This window comes from Roseateles sp. P1_C1_2 (genome assembly GCF_056406535.1).
Genome location: NZ_JBFUAB010000010.1, coordinates 120,502 through 140,577, shown reverse-complemented (window position 1 = coordinate 140,577; position 20,076 = coordinate 120,502). Strand labels below are relative to the sequence as shown.

Below are 20,076 nucleotides of genomic sequence, written 5' to 3'. Positions count from 1 at the left end.
GAAACCACCCCGTACCGCGAATCGCCGAGAATCGCGCCCGCACAGAATTCTTATCCTCTGGAGACTCTCGCATGACCATCAAGATCGGCATCAACGGCTTCGGCCGCATCGGGCGCATGGTTTTCCGTGCCGCCGTGGCGAATTTCAAGGACATCGAGGTCGTCGCGATCAACGACCTGCTCGAGCCCGACTACCTGGCCTACATGCTGAAGTACGACTCGGTGCATGGCCGCTTCGACGGCGAGGTTTCGGTTGACGGCAACACCCTCATCGTCAACGGCAAGCCCATCCGCCTGACGGCCGTCAAGGACCCCTCCGAGCTGAAGTGGGCCGAGGCCGGCGCCGACATCGTCATCGAAGCCACCGGCATCTTCCTGGACAAGGCCGGCGGCGAGAAGCACCTGGCCGCGGGCGCCAAGAAGGTCATCTTCTCGGCCCCCTCCAAGGATGAAACCCCGATGTTCGTCTTCGGTGTGAACCACACCAAGTACGCCGGCGAAGCCATCATCTCCAACGCCTCCTGCACGACCAACTGCCTGGCCCCGCTGGCCAAGGTGCTGAACGACAAGTGGGGCATCAAGCGCGGCCTGATGACCACCGTGCACGCCGCCACCGCCACGCAGAAGACCGTTGACGGCCCGAGCAACAAGGACTGGCGCGGCGGCCGCGGCATCCTCGAGAACATCATCCCGAGCAGCACCGGCGCCGCCAAGGCCGTCGGCAAGGTCATCCCCGAGCTGAACAAGAAGCTGACCGGCATGGCCTTCCGCGTGCCCACCAGCGACGTGTCGGTCGTCGACCTGACCGTCGAGCTGAACAGCGAAGCGACCTACGCCGAGATCTGCGCCGAGTTCAAGGCCCAGAGCCAGGGCGCGCTGAAGGGCGTGCTGGGTTACACGGAAGACAAGGTCGTCGCGACCGACTTCCGCGGTGACGCCCGCACCTCCATCTTCGACGCCGAAGCCGGCATCGCGCTGGACAGCACCTTCGTCAAGCTGGTGTCCTGGTACGACAACGAGTGGGGCTATTCGAACAAGGTCCTGGAAATGGTCCGCGTCGTGAACGGCTGATCTTTCGCTGTTCAGACTTGATGAAAGCCCCGCTCCGGCGGGGCTTTCTGCTTTCTTGCGCGGCACATTTGTTTGCGATCTTGTCCATGACGGACACATAAACTGGTTGCCCGCCCCGTTCGAGCTCGCCTCATGAAGTCCCTGCGTCCGCTGCTGCTTGCCACCTTGGCCGTGCTGGCCACCCCCGTCCTGGCGCAGACGGCGGACACCGAAGCCCGTGTCATCGTTCGCTTCAAGCCCCAGGCCGACAGCGTGCGGGCCAAGGCCATGGCGTTGCGGGCCACGCGGGCCGAGGCGCGCGAGATCGCACAGACGCGGGCGACGGCCCTGGGCCTGCGCACCGGCCACCGGCTGGCCGCCGGCATCAGCCTGGACGAACGCACGCAAGTGGTCATCGCCCGCGGCATGACGGGTGCCCAGCTCGCCAAGAAGCTGGCGGCGGACGGTGAAGTGGAACTGGTGGCGGTGGACCAGCGCCGCAAGCACGCGCGCCTGCCCAATGACCCGCTGTTCGGCGGCGCGGACGTGAACCCGGAGTCGACGGTCGGCGGCATCCAGGCCCGCACCATCGACCAGTGGTATCTGAAGAAGCCCAGCGCTACGCCGGGCCAGGTTGTCTCCAGCATCAACGCGCCGGCCGCCTGGGACACCACGACCGGCACGGCCACAACAATAGTCGCCGTGCTGGACACCGGCGTGCGCATGGACCACCCCGACCTCGTGGGTCAGTTCGTCGCCGGCTACGACATGATCGGCTTCGGCGCCGGCAGCAGTTCCCAATCGGTGGCCATCGCCAACGACGGCACCGGCCCCGATACCGACCCCTCCGACCCGGGTGACTGGGTCAGCCAGGCCGACATCAACGGCGGCGCCCTGGGCAGCGGTTGCGACAGCAGCGACATCGGCAACAGTTCCTGGCACGGCACCCGCGTGTCCGGCCTGATCGCCGCCAGCAGCAACAACGGTCTGGGCATGGCCGGCGTCGGCTGGGGGCTGAAGATCATGCCCATCCGCGTGCTCGGCAAATGCGGCGGCTATGACAGCGACATCATGGCCGGCATGAAGTGGGCTGTCGGCATCGCCGTGCCGGGGCTGCCGGCCAACGCGAACAAGGCCAAGGTGCTCAACCTCAGCCTGGGGGGCAGCGGCAGTTGCAGCACCCTTTACCGGGACACCATCACGGCGGTCAACGCCGCCGGCGCCACCATCGTCATCGCGGCGGGCAACTCCGAGGGCCAGGCCGTCGGGTCGCCCGGCAACTGTCCCGGCGTCATCACGGTGGCGGCGCTGCGCCACGTCGGCACCAAGGTCGGCTTCTCCAGCCTGGGCACTGAGGTGACCGTCGCCGCGCCCGGTGGCAACTGCATCAACACCGGCAGCAACCAGGCCTGTCTCTACCCCATGGTCAGCACGACCAATGCGGGCACGACGGCGCCGGTGGCCAGCAGCGACGTCTACACCGGCAGTGGCGCCTCGGTGGGCACCAGCTTCTCGGCGCCCATCGTCAGCGGCATCGTCGGCCTGATGGCCTCGGTGCGACCCACCTTGACCTCGGCCGAGGCGACGCAGATCCTCAGGAGCACGGCACGCGCCTTCCCGACGACGGGCGGTGGCAGCGCCGCCGATGGCAATCCGCCCGTGTGCAAGGCACCGAGTTCCACCGTGCAGGACGAGTGCTATTGCACGACGTCGACCTGTGGCGCCGGCATGGTGGACGCCGCCGCGGCCGTTGCCGCTGCGGCCGCCCTGAACGGCGCCGGCGTGGTCACCATCACCCAGAGCCCCGCCAGCGGCCTGACCGCCGGCCAGACGCTGACGCTGACCGCCGCGGCCGGCCTGCCGACGGGACGCACGGTCGCGTCGACGACCTGGGTCCTGGTGGACGGGGGCGGCATCGTGACCGCCTTTGCCTCGGGCGCCAGCACGGCCACGGCGACGATCACGCCCACGGCAGCCGGCAATTTCACCGTGCGCGCCGATGTGACCGACAACACCGGTGCCGTCTACAGCCAGTCGGCGACGATCAGCGTCGCGGCGGCGCCGGTGGTGACGCCGCCGGCCACCAGCGGTGGCGGTGGCGGCGGTGCGGCGAGCGCGGCCTGGCTGGCCGGTCTGCTGCTGGCGGCGTTGGCGCTGCGGCGCTCAGCTGCTGGCCGCTGACGCGGGCGCGGCGGGCGCCGCGCTGCAGGCCTTGAAGCCGGCGCCCAGCGCCGCGTCCTTGCTGGCCTTGAGCCTGGCCGCCAGCAGGCCGTCGGCCTGGGGCACGACCAGCGTGTGGCGGTTCGTCGGCGCCTTCAGCGCCAGCACGCGCAGGCCCTTGAGGCCGCGCTTGTCGAAGTTCTCTGCCTGGGCATTGGCCTCGGCCTGGCTGGCGTGCTTGCTCAGCACGAAGGCCGGCTGCTCGGCGGGCAGGCCTTCCAGCGGCTCGAAGTTGATGCGCAGCCCCTTGTAGGTGGCTTCCTTGCGGGCACGGAACTCGGGGTCGGCAAGCTTGATGGTCGCCACCACCCACACGCCGGGCAGCTCGCTGCTGCGCACCTGGGCTTCGGCGCCGGCCGTCTTCAGCGCCGCCTGGGCGGCGGCCAGGGCGGCGTCGCCCTCGAGCGGGCCCAGCTCCAGGCAGCTGCGCTGGGCCGCCGCGACGGCCGCGCTGGCGGCCAGCGGCTGGATGCGTTCGGGATGCTGCTGGGCCGCGACACGCTGCGGCTCGCGGCCTCCTTCGGCCGGCAGGCCGCTGACGGCGTCCAGCCAACCGCGTGACCAGACGAAGAAGAGGGCGTTCACCGCCAGCAGCACAACCACGACGATGCGCATCACAGGCTGGTCTCCAGTCTCAGGCTCAGTTCACCACCGCTGCAGGTCAAGAGGCCGGCGGCGGTTTCCAGCAGCAGCTCGCCGCGCTCGTTGACACCGCAGGCAACGCCGGTTTGCTCGCCGACGCGCACGCGCCGGCCCATGGCCAGGTCGCGGTGCGTGAAGGCGGGTTGCCAGGGCGCAAAGCCCAGGGTTTCGAAGTCGGCCAGCAGGGCCTGCAGGGCCGGGGCCAGGCGGTCCAGTGTCGCCGCGGCGCTGGCCTGCGGGTCCAGGGTCCGCAGCGCGGCATGGCCGCTTGCAAAGTCGCGGAGGTCGGCCTCGGGCGGCAGCGGCTGCAGGTTCAGGCCGATGCCGATGACGACACCGCGGCGTTCACCGGCCAAAGGCACGGTCTCGATGAGGATGCCGCCGAGCTTGGCGCCGTCCAGGAAGAGGTCGTTGGGCCACTTGAGGCGGATGCGCTCGCCCTGCGGGTCCAGTACATCGGCCACGGTGCAGCCGACGGCCAGCGACAGGCCCGAGAGGTCGAGCGCTGCCGGCAGCGACAGCGCGATGGAGAAGGGCAGCGCCGCGTCGTCACTCAGCCAGGCCCGGCCCATGCGGCCGCGGCCGGCGGTCTGGCGGTCGGCCGAGACGATCACCGGCCCGCCGCCGTCACGCAGATGGGCCAGCGCCTCGGTGTTGGTCGAGCCGCATTCGGCGAGATGGCGCCGCTCCATCGGCTCAGCGCCCCGATTTCCGGGTCTTGGGCGCCAGCATGGTGCCGCGGCAGGTCAGCGCGCCGCACCAGCAGGCGAACTGCTTCTTGACCTTGGCGGTGTGGCGGTCTTCCAGCACCAGGCCGTAGTCGTAGAACAGTTCCTCGCCCGGTGCCAGGTCGCGCAGGGCCTGGATGAAGACGCGGCCGTCGACCTCGTCGGCCTCGCAGTTGGGTTCGCAGGCGTGGTTGATCCAGCGCGCGTTGTTGCCGCCGATCAGCGCGTCGATGACGAGGCCGCCGTCGAGGTGGAAGTAGAAGGTGTGGTTGGGCTGGGCCGGGTCGTGGGGGTGGCGCTCCACCGCCTGCTCCCAGGTGATGCGCTCGCCGGTGTACTCGATGATGCGCGTGCCCGCCTTGATGGGCGCCACGGCATAGACCCCGCGGCCATGCACGCCGGAATCACGGACTTCGATCTTGCGGCGTGGGGTTTTAGCGGTCATCGGCGCTGTGGTACGGTGATTTCATGGGTGCGCGCGTGCGTAGGTGCGCGCGAGGCCCGGATTGTAGGCAGGGGATTTCGAGTCCCCCGCCGTGTGCACAGGTGCTAGAGAAAGACCGATGAGCAAGACTCTGATCATTGCCGAGAAGCCCTCCGTCGCGCAGGACATCGTCCGCGCGCTGACGCCCGTGGCTGGCAAGTTCGACAAGCACGACGACCACTTCGAGAACGAGCAGTACGTCGTCAGCTCGGCCGTGGGCCACCTGGTGGAGATCGCGGCGCCCGAGGAGTTCGACGTCAAGCGTGGCAAGTGGAGCTTCAACAACCTCCCCGTCATCCCGCCGCACTTCGACCTCAACCCCATCGACAAGAACAAGGGCCGGCTCAATGCCTTGGCCAAGCTGATCCGCCGCAAGGACGTGACGGCGCTGATCAACGCCTGCGACGCGGGCCGCGAGGGCGAGCTGATCTTCCGCCTCATCGAGCAGTACGCCCAGCCCGCCAAGGGCAAGCTCAACAAGCCCATCGAGCGGCTGTGGCTGCAGTCCATGACGCCGGCGGCCATCCGCGAAGGCTTCGAGAAGCTGCGCAGCGACGCGCAGATGCTGCCGCTGGCCGACGCCGCGCGCTGCCGCTCCGAGGCCGACTGGCTGGTGGGCATCAACGGCACGCGGGCCATGACGGCCTTCAATTCGCGTGACGGCGGTTTCTTCCTGACCACGGTGGGCCGCGTGCAGACGCCGACGCTGTCGGTCGTCGTCGAGCGTGAGGAGAAGATCCGCAAGCACGTCGCCCGCGACTACTGGGAGCTGCGCGCCAACTTCGACGCCCAGGCCGGCCAGTACGAAGGCAAGTGGTTCGACCCCGCCTGGAAGAAGAACGACGACGCCGAGCGTCGTTCGGACCGCCTCTGGACCCAGGCCGAAGCCGACGAGATCGCCAAGGCCGTGCTGGGCAAGCCCGCCGTCGTCAGCGAGGAAAGCAAGCCCAGCACGACCAGCTGCGGCGGCCTCTACGACCTGACGACGCTGCAGCGCGAGGCCAACTCGCGTTTTGGCTTCTCGGCCAAGACGACGCTGTCCATCGCCCAGGCGCTGTACGAGAAGCACAAGGTGCTGACCTACCCGCGGACGGACTCGCGCTTCCTGCCCGAGGACTATGTGGCCGTGGCCAAGGACACCGCCAAGATGCTGGCGACCGAGGACCTGCCCGGCCCGCTGGCCCTGCTGTCCCAGCACGCTGCCAAGTCGCTGAAGGAAGGCTATATCAAGCCGACCAAGAAGGTCTTCGACAACGCCAAGGTGTCGGATCACTTCGCCATCATCCCGACGCTGCAGGCGCCCAAGGCGCTGACCGAGATCGAGGCCAAGCTCTACGACATGGTCGTCAAGCGCTTCCTGGCGGTGTTCTTCCCGCCGGCCGAGTTCCTGGTCACGACGCGCATCAGCAAGATCGACGACAAGCATCACTTCCAGACCAATGGCAAGGTGCTGGTCAAGCCGGGCTGGCTGGCCGTCTACGGCAAGGACGTCGACGACGAGGACGCCAATCTCGTGCCGGTGCAGCCGAATGAAGTCGTGCGCACCGAGAGCGTGGACGTGAAGGCGCTGCAGACCAAGCCGCCGGCACGCTACACGGAAGCGACGCTGCTGTCGGCCATGGAAGGCGCCGGCAAGCTCATCGACGACGACGAACTGCGCGAGGCCATGGCCGAGAAGGGCCTGGGCACGCCGGCCACGCGCGCGGCCACCATCGAAGGCCTGATCAGCGAGAAATACATGCTGCGCGAGGGCCGCGAGCTGATCCCGACGGCCAAGGCCTTCCAGCTGATGACGCTGCTGCGCGGCCTGGACGTGGAAGACCTGACCCGGCCCGAACTGACCGGTGACTGGGAATTCAAGCTCTCGGAAATGGAGAAGGGCCGCCTCAAGCGCGAGGTCTTCATGGCCGAGATCGCGGCCATGACCGAGAAGATGGTCGCCAAGGCCAAGGGCTATGACCGCGACACCATCCCCGGCGACTACGCGACGCTGAAGACGCCTTGCCCCAAGTGCGGCGGCATCGTGAAGGAGAACTACCGCCGCTTCACCTGCACGGGCAAGAGCGGCAGCGGCGACGACGCCTGCGGCTTCTCCATCGGCAAGATCCCGGGCGGCCGCAGCTTCGAGCTGGCCGAGGTCGAGGCCTTCCTGGCCAACAAGAAGATCGGTCCCCTGGAGGGATTCCGCTCCAAGGCGGGCTGGCCCTTCACGGCCGAGCTGGCGCTGGTCTACGACGAAGAGATCGCCAACTGGAAGCTGGAGTTCGACTTCGGCGAAGACGCCAAGAAGGCCGAGAACGACGGCGAGCCGGTGGACTTCTCCGGCCAGGCGTCGCTGGGCGCCTGCCCCAAGTGCCAGGGTCATGTCTACGAGCATGGCGCCAACTACGTCTGCGAGCACTCGGTCGGCGCCAACGTCACCTGCGACTTCAAGACCGGCAAGGTCATCCTGACGCAGCCCATCGAGCCGGCCCAGGTGCACAAGCTGCTGGCCAACGGCAAGACCGACCTGCTGGAGAACTTCGTCTCCAACAAGACGCGGCGCAAGTTCAAGGCCTTCCTGGCCTACGACAAGAAGGAAGGCAAGGTCGTCTTCGAGTTCGAGCCGCGCGCGGCCAAGGCGCCGGCTGCCAAGAAGACCCCGGCCAAGAAGGCGGCGGCCAAGGCCTGAGCCCACTGTTGCGAGCGCACCCCGCCGCGCCCGGCGGGGCCGTCGACTGGACTTATGCTCGCTGAATAGGCCTGACAAGGAGGGCAGGGATGGCGTTGACACCGATCAGCATCGGCATACAGACGCGCCTGACGGCCGGCATTGCGCTGGTCGCGAGCCTGCTGGTGCTGGCGGTCGGTTGGTACTGGACGACGCACGAGGAAGACGAGCTGATGGCCTCGTTGCGCCAGCGCGAGGCGCGCATGGCCGGCCTCATCGAGCGCGGCTTCGCGGGGCCGATCTGGAACCTCGACCACGTCGCCATCGAGAACCTGCTCGACGCCGTCATGGCCGATCCCGAGGTGCACGCCATCGAGCTCAAGGGCCTGGGCCTGCGCGGTGGCCTGGCCAAGCGCAGTCGCGACGTGCCGGCCAGCGGGCCGCTCAAGCGCGAGTTCGCCGTCACCTACCAGCCCGCGGCCGACACGGCAGGCACCCAGGTGGCGTCGGCCGTCCTCACCTTCACGCGCGATCTGGTCGATGACCAGATCCGCCGCACCCGCCTCTTCGTCGTCGAGCTGCTCGCCGTCGTCGTCGTCGGCATCGTCATCGCCAGCTCACTGCTGGTGCACTGGCTGGTGCGCCGGCCCGTGCTGAGGCTGGGCGGCCTGGCCCAGCGCGTCGCCAAGGGCGACCTGGGGGCCCAGGAGATGGTCGAGCGCGGCGACGAGATCGGCGAGCTGACGATGCGTTTCAACGCCATGAGCCTGAAGCTGCGCAGTGCGGCCGACCAGGTGCAGCTCAGTTCCGAGGGCCTGCGCGCCAGCGAGGCGCGCTACCGCAGCCTGTTCGAGAACGCCACCGAGGGCGTCTTCCAGGCCGATGCCGACGGCCGCGTGCTCAGCATGAACCGCGCCTTCACGCAGATGCTGGGCCTGGGCTCACAAAGCCCGGTGGGCCGGCGCCTGCGCGAGCTGACCGGCATCGACCGCCACGAGATGGAGCGCGTGGCCGTCGTCATGAACGAGCAGGGCAAGATCCAGCAATGCCAGCTGCAGCTGCGCGGCGCGGGCGGCAAGCCGCTGTGGGTCGAGCTGAACGCGCACTGGGTCGCAGCCGAAGGGGAGGGCGGCCAGCGCCGCATCGAAGGCATGGTCAGCGACATCTCGCTGCGCCGCCAGGCCGAGGCCGAGCTGACCCGCCATCGCGACCATCTCGAGGAACTCGTCAACGAGCGCACCGCCGAGCTCAGCGAGTCCAAGCTGCGCGCCGAGGCCGCCAACCAGGCCAAGGGCCGCTTCCTGGCGACGATGAGCCACGAGTTCCGCACACCGCTGAACGCCATCCTGGGCTTCACGCAGCTGATGCAGATGGACGCCGCCATCCCCGCCGGCCAGCAGGCCAAGCTGCAGCTGATGCGCGACTCCGGCCTGCACCTGCTGGAGCTCATCAACGACGTGCTGGACATGGCCAGCATCGAGGCCGGCAAGGTGTCGCTGAAAGCCGGACCGGTGGACCTGCGCGCCCTCGTCGACATGGCCTGCGACAGCGTGCGCCTGCGCGCCGAGCAGAAGGGCCTGGGCTTCGGCGTGGACATCGACACCCGGCTGCCGACCACGGTCGTGGCCGACGGGCAGCGCCTGCGCCAGGTGCTGCTCAACCTGCTGTCCAACGCCGTCAAGTTCACCGACAGCGGCAGCGTGCAGCTCGCCGCCCGCGTCGTCGAACTCGATGCCACGCACACGCGCCTGCGCTTCGAGGTCAGCGACAGCGGCATCGGCATGACGCCGGCCCAGCAGGCGCGCCTCTTCCAGGCCTTCGAGCAGGTGTCCGACGCCTCGCGCCATCTCGGCGGCACCGGCCTGGGCCTGTCCATCAGCCAGCAGCTGGTGCGCCTGATGGGCAGCCAGATCCTGGTGCAGAGCACGGCGGGGCAGGGCAGCAGTTTTGTCTTTGAACTCCGACTACCGTTGGCCTGACAAAGCATGAGCTGGGCGATTGCGGCGAAGCTGGTAGCTATCCTGGTCGCTGTTGCCATCGGCTGGGCTGTCGGCCGCATGCGCTGGCTGGGCGGCGGCGAGGCCGGCAGTGACAGCGATCCGGCGCGCGTGCTGGCCAACGCGGCCTTCTACATCTTCGTGCCGGCGCTGCTGTTCCGCACCACGGCGCGGCTGGACACGGCGACGCTGCCCTGGGCCTTTCTGTTTGCCTTCTTCGTGCCGGTGCTGGTCGTCGTCACGCTGATCTATCTGTTCGAACGCTGGCGCCGCAAGCCCGGCGAGGCGGTGACGGCGCCCAGCGTCAAGGCCATCACGGCCGGCTTTGGCAACACGCTGCAGGTGGGGGTGCCGGTGGCGGCCGGCGTGTTCGGCGAGCGCGGCCTGGCCATCCACATCGCCGTCGTCAGCCTGCATTCGCTGACCATCCTGACGCTGCTGACGGCCTTGGTCGAGCTGGACGTGGCCCGCGGGCGCGATTCGCGCAGCTTCCGCTCGACGCTGGCCCAGACGGTGCGCAACACCGTCATCCATCCCGTCGTGCTGCCGGTGCTGGCGGGTTTGGCCTGGCATGTCACCGGCTGGCCCATCCCCGCGGTGCTGGACGAAGTGCTGCAGAACCTCGGCACGGCCGTCGTGCCGCTGTGCCTGACGCTGATCGGCATGTCGCTGGCCTATTACGGCTGGCCCAAGTCCTGGCACGGCCTCTCCGGCCTGGTGACGGCCAAGCTGCTGCTGATCCCGGCCGTCGTCCTCGGCGTCGCGCATTGGGGCCTGGGCCTGAATGGCATGCCGCTGGCCGTCATCGTCATGCTGGCCGCCCTGCCGACCGGCTCCAACGCGCTGATCTTCGCGCAGCGCTACCGCACCATGGAGCCCGAGGTCACGGCCGCCACCGTCCTCTCCACCGTTCTTTACGTCGCCACGGCGCCGCTGTGGCTGGCCTTGCTGGCATGGTTGTCGCCTTGGTAACAATGAAGTGCCCCTCGCCCAGTCCCGCGCCGCTGAACGCAGGCGCGCCTGGTCGGTCTTGCAGACCGCGCTGCGGCAGGCGCCGCAGCCCTTCGGCAGGCACATCGCGCCCACTGGGCGCAATGGGTCCGGCCGAAGCCCCCGAGGGGACGGCGATGCTTGCGGCATTGAGCCGCAAGCACATCGCCAGACGGGCCGGCTCGGGAGCGGCCCAGCGCTCGGCCCAAATACGTCGGGTCGTCTGCAGGATCGCTGCCAACTGACTTACCGCACTTGTCGCGTGGTGTGTCGCGCAAGCCCAATTCACCTGATCGTGTCCGAGAGAACCAACGAATGAAAGCTCCCGCTCCCCGCCGTCTCGTTGCATTGCTGACCCTGGCCGGTGCGCTCTCGGCCGCCCTGCCCATTGAAGCGGCACCGCTGGGCGCCGTCAGCATCGAGGCCGGCCAGCTCGCCGTGCGCCAGGAGAAGCTGACGCTGGCCAATGGTTTCGAGGTCATCTTCGTCGAGGACCACCGCCTGCCGCTGGTGGCCTTCAACCTGTGGGTGCATGCCGGCCCGCGCAATGAGGCGAATGGCCAGACCGGCTTCGCCCACCTGTTCGAGCACCTGATGTTTGCCGGCAGCAAGCACATCCCGCGCGGCGAGTTCGACAAGTTCGTCGACGCCGCCGGCGGCACCGACAGCAATGGCTCGACCAACTTCGACCGCACCAACTACTTCTTCACGCTGCCGTCCAACCAGCTCGAGCTCGGCCTCTGGCTGAAGTCCGACATGCTGGGCTACATGATCGACGAGGTCGATTCGGTGTCCCTGGCCAACCAGCAGGACGTGGTGCGCAACGAGCGCCGCCAGAGCTTCGAGAACCGCCCCTATGGCATCGTCGAGGAGGCGATGTACCAGGCCCTCTACCCCGCCGGCCACCCCTACCGCGCCGCCGTCATCGGCTCGCATGCCGACATCCAGGGCATCCGGCTCTTGGACGTGAAGGACTTCGCCCGCACCTATTACCGGCCCAACAACGCGACGCTGGTGCTGGCCGGCGACTTCGACCCCGCGCGGGCCAAGGTCCTGGTGCAGAAGTACTTCGGGTCGCTGAAGGCCGGTGCCAAGGTGCCGGAGGTCAAGGTCGCCACGCCCGAGATCACGAAGGAGCGCCGCCTCGTCGTGACCGACCGCATCGAGCTGTCGCGCCTGAACCTGGCCTGGCACACGCCGTCGATGTTCGCCGTCGGCGACGCCGAGCTGGACGTGGCCGCCCATGTGCTGGGTGGCGGCAATGCCAGCCGCCTCTACGGCCTGCTGGTGCGCGACAAGCAGCTCGCGCAGAGCGTGCAGGTGGGCCAGGACTCGCAGTCGCTGAGCTCGCTGTTCAACATCGAGATCGTCGCCCGCCCTGGCGCGTCGCTGGACGACATCGAGAAGCTGGTCGATGCCGAGATCGCCAAGCTGGCCACCACGCCGCCTTCCGAAGCCGAGCTGGGCCAGGCCCGCGCCACCATCCAGACCCAGCTGCTGCAGCGCATGGAGAAGGTCACGTCGCTGGCCGACCTGGTCAACCACTACAACCAGATGGCCGGTGACCCCGGTTTTGTCGGCAAGGACCTGGCGCGTTATGCCGCCACGACACCGGCCGCCGTCAGCGCCACCGTTGCGCAGTGGTTGAAGAAGGACCGCCGCGTCGTCGTGCAGGCACTGCCGGGCGACCAGGTGCTGCCGCCCGAGGTGGCCACGCCGCCCGCGCCCACCAAGGTCGCCAAGGGCGAGCGTGAATCGCTGAACGCCCTGGAGCCCTGGCGCAACAAGCCGCCCGGTGCCGCCAAGGCCAAGGCGCTGACGCTGCCGGCCGCGCAGAGCTTCACGCTGGCCAACGGGTTGACCGTCATCTATTCCTCCAAGCCCGGGCTGCCGCTGGTCAGTGCCAGCCTGGCGGTGCGCGCCGGCCAGGGCGCCAACCCGGCGGACAAGCCCGGCCTCGCCGGCTTCACCGCGGCCATGTTGCCCGAAGGCACGACGACGCGCAGCGCCCAGCAGATCGCCGAAAGCGTGGCCGCCCTGGGCGCCACGCTGAACGCCCAGGCCGGCAGCGAAGAGGCCCGCATCGATTTCTCGGGCCTCAAGGCCGGCGCCAAGGAGGGCTTGGCCCTGCTGGCCGACCTTGTGCTCAACCCCGCCTTTGCCGCGCCCGAGATCGAGCGCCAGAAGGCCGAGCGGCTGGCCGCGCTGGCGCAGACGCGCGAGCAGGCGCCGCTGCTCGCCAATGCCGTCGGCAACCGCGTCGTCTATGGCGAGGGCCACCCGCTAAGCCCCAATGCGCTGGGCACCGAGGCCAGCATCAAGGCCATCGACGCGGCCGCGCTGCGAGGCTTCTGGCAGGGCCACTACCGCCCCGAGCGTGCGGCTCTCGTCGTCGCCGGCGACCTGAGTGAGGCCGAGTTGCGAGCCCTCGTCGAGCCGCTGTTCGGCGCCTGGAAGCCGAGCGGCGAGGCCGCGCCCGCGGCGCCCCTGCCGGCGGCCAAGCCGGTGGCGGCGCGTACCGTCGTCGTCGACAAGCCCGGTGCGCCGCAGACGGCCCTGGCCGTCGTCTCGCCCGGCCCCTTCGCCGCCACACCCGATGCCGCCGCGATCAAGGTCATGAACGCGGCCCTGGGCGGCCTCTTCACGTCGCGCATCAACAACCAGCTGCGCGAGGTCAAGGGCTACACCTATGGCGTCGGCTCGGGCTACACCATGGGCCGCGAGCGTGGCCAGTTCGGCATCCGCGGCAGCGTGCGCACCGACGTGACGGGCCCGGCCCTGGTCGACATGTGGAAGGAGATCGTGGCCATGCGCGCCAAGCCCATGGGCGCGGCCGAGCTGAACCGCGTGCGCAATGCCCAGCTGCTGTCGCTGCCGGGCCTGTTCGACACCAACCTCGCCGTCGTCTCCGGCTATGCGGGCAACTGGTCGGCGGGCCAGCCGCTGAACGCCATCACCGACCTGCCCAGGAAGTACGGCGCCGTCACCGCCGCCACGGCGCTGAAGGCCGCGCAGCAGCATCTCGACCCCGCTCAACTCATCGTCGTGGCGGTGGGCGACAAGGCCAAGATCGTGCCGCAGCTGCAGGCCATCGGCCGCAAGGCCGAGATTCGTGACGCTGAGGGCAAGCCCCAGCCCTAGCCGGAATACGGATTGCGGATTGCGCGCCGGCCCCGCCGGTGCCAGCATGCCCTTCCGGGCCCTTGCCTGGGCTGGAGGCCGCATGCGTCTACGTCAACCGCCCATCACCCGCCTGCTGCAGGCACTCATGGCCGTGGGCCTCGGGGCCCTCGCCAGCAGTGCGGAAACGGCTGCGGGCTTCGACCCGCTGCTGAGCGCGCCCGGTGGTGTCTGCGCGCCAACGGCATCTGGCCAGCCCGTGCTGCTGCAAGCCCTGCTGGCGGCAGCCGCCACCACGCCCAAGACCGAAACGGCGCCCTTCCAGCCCGCGCCCATGAAGGCCGCGCCGGGCGACGTGCCGGTCTACAAGGACCTGGGCCGCATGAGCTTCAAGCTCGAGCATGCCTCGCCCAAGGTGCAGGCCTACTTCGACCAGGGTCTGCGCCTGGCCTTCGCCTTCAATCACGCCGAGGCCCAGCGCGCCTTCCAGGCCGCGCAGAAGCTCGACCCCGGCTGTGCCCTGTGCTTCTGGGGCGAAGCCCTGGTGCTGGGCCCCAACATCAATGTGCCCATGCAGGCCGAGGCCAACGCACCCGCCTGGGCCGCGCTGCAGCGCGCCGTCAATTTGAAGGACAAGCTGCCGCCGCGCGAGCGTGTCCTCATCGAGGCCCTGCAGCAGCGCTACGCGGCCGAGCCGCCGCAGGATCGCGCGCCGCTGGACGCCGCCTATGCCGACGCGATGAAGCGCGTCGCGGCCCAGTTCCCCGGCGAGGATCTGATGCAGGTGCTGTATGCCGAGGCGGCCATGGACACCCAGCCCTGGGACTATTGGGAAGCCGCTGGCGCGAAGCCGAAGGGCCGCACCGCCGACATCGTGGCCGCGCTGGAGACCGTGCTCAGGCGCCGCCCCAACCATGCCGGCGCCATCCATCTCTACATCCATGCCGTGGAGGCCTCGACGCGGCCGGAGCGCGCGCTGGAGCCCGCGCGCCGCCTGGCCGCGCAGATGCCTGGCGCCGGCCACATCGTGCACATGCCGGCCCACATCTACTACCGCGTCGGCCTGTACCGCGAGTCGCTGGAGGCCAATGTGCAGGCCATCGCCGTCGACGAGGCCTATTTCAAGACCTCGCCGTCCGACCCCCTCTACCGCTCGGCCTACTACCCGCACAACATCCACTTCCTGATGGTGTCGGCGCAGATGGGAGGCGCGGCCAAGACGGCCATCGACGCCGCGGCCAAGCTCGACGCTTCCATGCCCGTCGACGTCGTCAAGGCCTTCCCCATCATGCAGCCCGTCAAGGCCGCGCCCTACACGACGCACGCCCAGTTCAGCGCGCCCGACGTCATCCTGAAGCTGGCTGCGCCGCCCGACGACCTGGTGCTGGTGCGCGTCATGTACCACTACGCCAGAGCGCTGGCCCAGGCCGCTCGCCATGACGCCGCCGCGGCCCGGCTCGAGATCGAAGCCATCGCGGCGCTGGAGAAGGGCGCCGACTTCAAGCCCTTCGACGCCTGGGGCATCCCGGCCCAGGCCATCACGCAGACGGCCCGGTTGGTTGCCACGGCCCGCCTGGCCGATGCCCAGGGCGACCTCGCCGGTGCGGCTGCCGCCTTCGAGCAAGCCGTCGCCATCGAGGAAGGCCTGGCTTACACCGAGCCGGCCTATTGGTACTACCCGGTGCGCCAGTCCCTTGGCGCCGTGCGCCTGCGCCAGGGGCGGCTGGACGAGGCCGAGAAGGCCCTGCGGGAATCCCTCGCCCGCGTGCGCAACAACGGCTGGGCGCTGGCGGCCCTGGCCGAGGTCTACAAGAAGCGTGGCGACGCGGCGGCCGAGAAGAGCGCTCGCCAGGCATTGAGCAAGGCTTGGTTCGGCACGGAGGGCGGGCCAGACCTTACGAAGCTCTAGGCCAAGGGTCGTCGACGAAAATGGCGGACATGAGCCTGCCCGCCTATATGGACGACCTCGGCCGCGCCGCCCGCGCCGCCGCCACCGCCATGGCCGCCGCCCCGACGGCCGCCAAGAACACCGCACTGTTGGCCCTGGCCCGCCGCCTGCGCGAGGCCGGCCCAGTGCTCGCCGAGGCCAATGCCCGCGACTTGGGGCGCGCTGCCGAGCTCAGCGGCCCGCTGCGCGACCGCCTCAAGCTCGATGCCAAGACGCTGGCCACGGTGGCCGAAGGCTGCGAGCAGATCGCCGCCATGCCCGACCCCATCGGCGAGATCACCGGCGTCAAGCGCCGCCCCACCGGCATCAGCGTCGGCCAGATGCGCGTGCCCCTGGGCGTGTTCGGCATGATCTACGAGAGCCGCCCCAACGTGACCATCGAGGCTGCGTCGCTGGCCATCAAGAGCGGCAACGCCTGCATCCTGCGCGGCGGCTCGGAGGCCATCCACTCCAACCTCGCGCTGGCCGAGATCGTTGGCGCCTCGCTCGAAGAAGCCGGCCTGCCGCGCGCGGCCGTGCAGCTCGTCAACACGACGGACCGCGCCGCCGTCGGGCTCTTGATCAGTTCGCCGCAATGGGTGGACGTCATCATCCCGCGCGGCGGCAAGGGGCTGATCGAGCGCATCAGCGCCGAAGCCAAGGTGCCCGTCATCAAGCACCTGGACGGCAACTGCCACAGCTATGTCGACGCCGAGGTCGATCTGGAGCAGGCGCTCAGGGTCGTCGACAACGCCAAGACGCAGAAGTACAGCCCCTGCAACGCCACCGAATCGCTGCTGGTGCATGCGGCCCAGGCGCCGGCGTTCCTGCCGCGCATCGCGGCCATCTTCAAGGCCAAGGGCGTGGAAATGCGCGGCTGCCTGCGCACGCTGGCCCTGGTGCCCGGCGCCGTGCCGGCGACCGAAGAGGATTGGTCCACCGAATACCTCGCGCCCATCATCAGCATCAAGGTCGTCGATTCGCTGGACGAGGCCATTGCCCACATCAACCGCTATGGCTCGCATCACACGGATGCGATCCTGACGACGAATCACCCGAACGCCATGCGCTTCCTGCGCGAGGTCGATTCGGCCAGCGTCATGGTCAACGCCAGCACGCGCTTTGCCGACGGATTCGAGTACGGCCTGGGCGCCGAGATCGGCATCTCCACCGACAAATTCCACGCCCGCGGGCCGGTGGGGCTGGAGGGGCTGACGTCGATGAAGTGGGTGGTGTTGGGGCAGGGTGAGGTGAGGGGCTGACGAGGGCCATCGGCGATGGACACTGACAGGGAGTTGTACCTTGCGGTGCGGCAGGAATTTCCGACGATCTCGGCGTCGGCCGATCGTTTCCACGAGAAGCGTTGGGGCGACTCGCTCGATGCCGACTTCGAATACGCGTGGTTCGAGGCTTTGGCCGACGCGCTCAACGCAGAGATCGCGCGCGAGGTTCCCTGCCCCGTGCATCTGCCGCTGCTTCGCTTCATGGAGCGAGCGTTCTTTCAGGGCTCAGAATCTGTTCAGGGTTGCGTCGACACGTCCTTCGTAGAGAACCTGTTCTGGCAGGTTGCCAGCGTGAAGTGCGCTCCTTACTGGCAACACCTGCCTCCAAAGCTCAAGCAGCTCTACTCAGACTTTCATAGACGCGATCCGTAGATTTTCTTGTCCACGCGATGACGTGGCTGGCGCGAGAGGCCCAGCCGGGAGTTCGCCCCGGCGGGCGACCTTCTTTCTGAGCGACCAGAAAGAAGGCAAAGAGTCGCCCCCGAACCGCCCGCCCCTCGCAAGCGAGGGGTTCCCTGCGGTGCGCAGAACTTGAGGCCCCGCGCAAAACTCCCGCCGCTACGCTCTGGTCAAACAGTTGCGCGGAGTCAGAGCTTGAAGCGTGCTGACGCACGCGGCCTCAAGCTCCTTGCGCTCCTCGGCGGGACTCAAAGGGGGAGCGATGAAACAGCCGAACTGCCCTTAGCGCGCCCTCGGCAAAGTTAGCATCACCGCTCCGAGCCTGGACGGGAGAGCCAGCCATGACCGTTGTCGAACGCATCTTCACCTCGCCCACGCCGGGCGGCGCCCAGCTCGAGCAGGCGTCTATCCGCGTCGTCGCCGGCTCCGGCATCGAAGGCGACCGCTACTTCGGCCGCCACGACGAGCCCGGCCAGAACCTGACCTTGATCGAGATCGAGGAAGTCGAGGCCTTCGTGCGCGAGCAGCGGAGCGGCGACGACCTGTCCATCACCCACCGCAATCTGCTGACGCGCGGCGTGAAGCTCAACGATCTTGTTGGTGCCGAGTTCTGCATCGGCGAGGTCAGGCTGCGCGGCGTGGAGCTGTGCGAGCCCTGCCTGGGCATGGGCAACGCGCTTTCATCGCCCGACATCACTGCCGCCCAGGTCGTGAAGCGGTTTGTGCATCGCGGCGGACTGCGCGCCGATGTGCTGTCGAGCGGCGTCATCGAGCGTGGCGCGGCGATCGGCCTTCCGGCTTCAACCGGGTGAGTCCTTTGCATTTCCGCCCCGCCACCGCCGCCGACGCTCCCGCCTGCGTGACCCTGCGCGGCCTCACCCGCGAGAACGCCATCTCGGTCGCGCAGTTGGAGGCCATGGGCATCACGGCCGAGTCCTGGGCGGGTGCTGTGGCTGCGGGCGAGCTGCCTGGCTTTGTCTGCACCGATGAAGCCGCCATCGTCGGCTACTGCTTTGGCGACAAGTCCACCGGCGAGGTGGTGGTGCTGGCGCTGCTGCCCGCCTACGAAGGTCGGGGCATCGGCAAACGCCTGTTGGCGCTGGTTGTGAACGTCCTTGTCCAAGCCGGCCACCAGCGCCTCTTTCTCGGCTGCTCGCCTGACCCCGCGGTGCGCTCCTACAGCTTCTATCGCCAGCAGGGTTGGGTGTCGACCGGCAGCTTTGACGACAACGGTGACGAGGTGCTGGAGCTTCTGGTTGCCAGCCCCTAGCAACGCGCCTCGTCGGCAAGGCCTGCCCGGGTAGCATTCCGTCCATGATCGACAACCGCAAAGCGCTGGTGCTGTTTTCCGGCGGCCAGGACTCCACCACCTGTCTGGCCTGGGCCCTGGACCGCTTCGCCGAAGTCGAGACCCTGGCCTTCGACTACGGCCAGCGCCACCGCATCGAACTCGATTGCCGCAACACGGTCCGCGCCGAGATCGCGCGCCAGTTCCCGCACTGGGCCGGCAAGCTGGGCGCCGACCATCTGCTCGACCTTTCCCTGCTTGGCCAGATCAGCGACACGGCGCTGACCAGCGAGCGGGCCATCGAGCTGCAGGCCAATGGCCTGCCCAACACCTTCGTTCCCGGCCGCAACCTGCTCTTCCTGACCTTTGCCGCGACGCTGGCCTATCGCCGCGGCGCCTCGGTGCTGGTGGGTGGCATGTGCGAGACCGATTTCTCCGGCTACCCGGACTGCCGCGACAACACGATGAAGGCGATGCAGGTGGCGCTCAGCCTGGGCCTGGACACGCCGATGACGCTGGACACGCCACTGATGTTCATCGACAAGGCCGCCACCTGGCGCATGGCCGAGAGCCTGGGCGGTGCGGCTCTCGTGAAGCTCATCGTCGAGGACACCCACACCTGCTACCTCGGCGAGCGCGGCGAGCTGCATGACTGGGGCCATGGTTGCGGCCATTGCCCGGCCTGCACGCTGCGGGCCAATGGCTTCGCTGCTTACCGGGCGGCGGCATGACGATCTGGGGTTGGGCCGGCGTCGCCGGGGCGGCGCTGCTGTTCTTCTGGGGCGTGGGCGCCTACAACCGGCTGATGTCGCTGCGCAATGTCATCGGTGAAGCCTTTGTGCAGCTCGATGCCCACCTGAAGGACCGCAGCGAGGTCTGCGACAAGCTGCTGGCGGCCGTCGCACCCCGCCTGGCCAGCGAGCAGGCCACCTTCGACGCGCTGGCCAGCGCTCAGGCGGAATCCCAGGCCGCGGCCCAGGCCTCGCGCACCAAGCCCTGGGCACCCGACCCGGTCGGCAGCCTGGCCGTGGCCAGCGCGCTGCACGCCGCGGCGCTGACCCGGCTGCTTTCCCTGCTGGACCACCAGCCCGAACTGCGCAGCGAGACCGAGATTGACGGCCTTGTCAGCGAGTTGAAGCTCATCGAGCGCCAGCGCGCCTTTGCCCGCCAGGTCTTCAACCAGGCCGTGGCCCAGTACAACGAGGCGCTGCACCAGTTCCCGACGCGCGTGCTGGCGAATCTCTACGGCTTCAGCGAGGCGCGTTCACTGTAAGGTTGAACGTCGCCAGCGTGACTGAG

Annotated in this window: 16 protein-coding genes; 13 read left to right on the top strand and 3 right to left on the bottom strand. The window is 68.8% G+C overall.

Going from position 1 to position 20,076, the window contains the following annotated elements; translation table 11 throughout:
• The first annotated feature begins 71 nt into the window (after positions 1 to 71).
• Together gap and AC1D2H_RS11765 are read left to right on the top strand one after the other, a co-directional pair.
• Entirely contained in the window at positions 72 to 1,070 is a 999-nt protein-coding gene (gap, locus tag AC1D2H_RS11770) for a type I glyceraldehyde-3-phosphate dehydrogenase (RefSeq protein WP_477935283.1), read from the top strand.
• Positions 1,071 to 1,202: 132 nt separating this feature from the next.
• The gene (locus AC1D2H_RS11765; RefSeq protein ID WP_478011056.1) at positions 1,203 to 3,230 is read left to right on the top strand and encodes a S8 family peptidase; all 2,028 of its coding nucleotides are present in this window, start codon (positions 1,203 to 1,205) and stop codon (positions 3,228 to 3,230) included.
• On the opposite strand, the gene AC1D2H_RS11760 is transcribed toward AC1D2H_RS11765, so the two are convergent.
• Genes AC1D2H_RS11760 through AC1D2H_RS11750 form a run of 3 tightly spaced genes read right to left on the bottom strand, consistent with a single transcriptional unit; the run spans position 3,213 to position 5,084 of the window.
• The gene (locus AC1D2H_RS11760; protein WP_478011055.1) at positions 3,213 to 3,884 is read right to left on the bottom strand and encodes a hypothetical protein; all 672 of its coding nucleotides are present in this window, start codon (positions 3,882 to 3,884) and stop codon (positions 3,213 to 3,215) included. The genes AC1D2H_RS11765 and AC1D2H_RS11760 overlap by 18 nt on opposite strands.
• A complete protein-coding gene (locus AC1D2H_RS11755; protein ID WP_478011054.1) occupies positions 3,884 to 4,603 on the bottom strand; it encodes a biotin--[acetyl-CoA-carboxylase] ligase in 720 nt (239 codons plus the stop codon). The genes AC1D2H_RS11760 and AC1D2H_RS11755 overlap by 1 nt, the downstream gene beginning before the upstream one ends.
• A gap of 4 nt (positions 4,604 to 4,607) precedes the next feature.
• The gene (locus AC1D2H_RS11750; RefSeq protein ID WP_477935278.1) at positions 4,608 to 5,084 is read right to left on the bottom strand and encodes an SET domain-containing protein; all 477 of its coding nucleotides are present in this window, start codon (positions 5,082 to 5,084) and stop codon (positions 4,608 to 4,610) included.
• Positions 5,085 to 5,202: 118 nt separating this feature from the next.
• Here AC1D2H_RS11750 and AC1D2H_RS11745 point away from each other — a divergent pair, with 118 nt between their 5' ends.
• The 11 genes from AC1D2H_RS11745 to AC1D2H_RS11695 all read left to right on the top strand — a co-directional run bounded on the left by AC1D2H_RS11745 (position 5,203) and on the right by AC1D2H_RS11695 (position 20,050).
• On the top strand, positions 5,203 to 7,794 hold the full coding sequence (locus AC1D2H_RS11745; protein ID WP_477935276.1) for a DNA topoisomerase III: 2,592 nt from the start codon (positions 5,203 to 5,205) through the stop codon (positions 7,792 to 7,794).
• A gap of 89 nt (positions 7,795 to 7,883) precedes the next feature.
• Positions 7,884 to 9,752, top strand: a complete 1,869-nt coding sequence (locus tag AC1D2H_RS11740; protein ID WP_477935274.1) for an ATP-binding protein — start codon at positions 7,884 to 7,886, stop codon at positions 9,750 to 9,752.
• A gap of 6 nt (positions 9,753 to 9,758) precedes the next feature.
• The gene (locus tag AC1D2H_RS11735) at positions 9,759 to 10,742 is read left to right on the top strand and encodes an AEC family transporter (RefSeq protein WP_478011053.1); all 984 of its coding nucleotides are present in this window, start codon (positions 9,759 to 9,761) and stop codon (positions 10,740 to 10,742) included.
• Between the two features lie 333 nt (positions 10,743 to 11,075).
• Entirely contained in the window at positions 11,076 to 13,901 is a 2,826-nt protein-coding gene (locus AC1D2H_RS11730; protein ID WP_478011052.1) for a M16 family metallopeptidase, read from the top strand.
• A gap of 82 nt (positions 13,902 to 13,983) precedes the next feature.
• Positions 13,984 to 15,789 carry a hypothetical protein gene (locus tag AC1D2H_RS11725; protein WP_478011051.1) on the top strand — a complete coding sequence of 602 codons (1,806 nt, stop codon included), beginning with the start codon at positions 13,984 to 13,986 and terminating at the stop codon, positions 15,787 to 15,789.
• Between the two features lie 29 nt (positions 15,790 to 15,818).
• Positions 15,819 to 17,069, top strand: coding sequence for a glutamate-5-semialdehyde dehydrogenase (locus AC1D2H_RS11720; RefSeq protein WP_478011050.1), 1,251 nt, complete (start codon positions 15,819 to 15,821; stop codon positions 17,067 to 17,069).
• A 15-nt stretch (positions 17,070 to 17,084) separates the two neighbouring features.
• Positions 17,085 to 17,462 carry a DUF7674 family protein gene (locus AC1D2H_RS11715; RefSeq protein ID WP_478011049.1) on the top strand — a complete coding sequence of 126 codons (378 nt, stop codon included), beginning with the start codon at positions 17,085 to 17,087 and terminating at the stop codon, positions 17,460 to 17,462.
• A 368-nt stretch (positions 17,463 to 17,830) separates the two neighbouring features.
• Positions 17,831 to 18,301 carry an MOSC domain-containing protein gene (locus tag AC1D2H_RS11710; RefSeq protein WP_478011048.1) on the top strand — a complete coding sequence of 157 codons (471 nt, stop codon included), beginning with the start codon at positions 17,831 to 17,833 and terminating at the stop codon, positions 18,299 to 18,301.
• Positions 18,298 to 18,759 (top strand): N-acetyltransferase family protein, encoded by a 462-nt coding sequence (locus AC1D2H_RS11705; protein ID WP_478011047.1) that lies wholly within the window; start codon positions 18,298 to 18,300, stop codon positions 18,757 to 18,759. Before AC1D2H_RS11710 ends, AC1D2H_RS11705 begins: the two co-directional genes overlap by 4 nt.
• A 44-nt stretch (positions 18,760 to 18,803) precedes the next feature.
• Positions 18,804 to 19,508, top strand: a complete 705-nt coding sequence (gene queC / locus AC1D2H_RS11700; protein WP_478011046.1) for a 7-cyano-7-deazaguanine synthase QueC — start codon at positions 18,804 to 18,806, stop codon at positions 19,506 to 19,508.
• Positions 19,505 to 20,050: a LemA family protein gene (locus AC1D2H_RS11695; protein WP_477935263.1), complete on the top strand. Its 546-nt coding sequence runs from the start codon at positions 19,505 to 19,507 to the stop codon at positions 20,048 to 20,050. The genes queC and AC1D2H_RS11695 overlap by 4 nt, the downstream gene beginning before the upstream one ends.
• Positions 20,051 to 20,076: the final 26 nt, after the last annotated feature.

Bases quoted from the DNA above. Each gene is read 5' to 3' on its own strand.
- gap (WP_477935283.1), top strand. From the start codon at position 72: ATGACCATCAAGATCGGCATCAACGGCTTCGGCCGCATCGGGCGCATG.
- AC1D2H_RS11765 (WP_478011056.1), top strand. From the start codon at position 1,203: ATGAAGTCCCTGCGTCCGCTGCTGCTTGCCACCTTGGCCGTGCTGGCC.
- AC1D2H_RS11760 (WP_478011055.1), bottom strand. From the start codon at position 3,884: ATGCGCATCGTCGTGGTTGTGCTGCTGGCGGTGAACGCCCTCTTCTTC.
- AC1D2H_RS11755 (WP_478011054.1), bottom strand. From the start codon at position 4,603: ATGGAGCGGCGCCATCTCGCCGAATGCGGCTCGACCAACACCGAGGCG.
- AC1D2H_RS11750 (WP_477935278.1), bottom strand. From the start codon at position 5,084: ATGACCGCTAAAACCCCACGCCGCAAGATCGAAGTCCGTGATTCCGGC.
- AC1D2H_RS11745 (WP_477935276.1), top strand. From the start codon at position 5,203: ATGAGCAAGACTCTGATCATTGCCGAGAAGCCCTCCGTCGCGCAGGAC.
- AC1D2H_RS11740 (WP_477935274.1), top strand. From the start codon at position 7,884: ATGGCGTTGACACCGATCAGCATCGGCATACAGACGCGCCTGACGGCC.
- AC1D2H_RS11735 (WP_478011053.1), top strand. From the start codon at position 9,759: ATGAGCTGGGCGATTGCGGCGAAGCTGGTAGCTATCCTGGTCGCTGTT.
- AC1D2H_RS11730 (WP_478011052.1), top strand. From the start codon at position 11,076: ATGAAAGCTCCCGCTCCCCGCCGTCTCGTTGCATTGCTGACCCTGGCC.
- AC1D2H_RS11725 (WP_478011051.1), top strand. From the start codon at position 13,984: ATGCGTCTACGTCAACCGCCCATCACCCGCCTGCTGCAGGCACTCATG.
- AC1D2H_RS11720 (WP_478011050.1), top strand. From the start codon at position 15,819: ATGAGCCTGCCCGCCTATATGGACGACCTCGGCCGCGCCGCCCGCGCC.
- AC1D2H_RS11715 (WP_478011049.1), top strand. From the start codon at position 17,085: ATGGACACTGACAGGGAGTTGTACCTTGCGGTGCGGCAGGAATTTCCG.
- AC1D2H_RS11710 (WP_478011048.1), top strand. From the start codon at position 17,831: ATGACCGTTGTCGAACGCATCTTCACCTCGCCCACGCCGGGCGGCGCC.
- queC (WP_478011046.1), top strand. From the start codon at position 18,804: ATGATCGACAACCGCAAAGCGCTGGTGCTGTTTTCCGGCGGCCAGGAC.
- AC1D2H_RS11695 (WP_477935263.1), top strand. From the start codon at position 19,505: ATGACGATCTGGGGTTGGGCCGGCGTCGCCGGGGCGGCGCTGCTGTTC.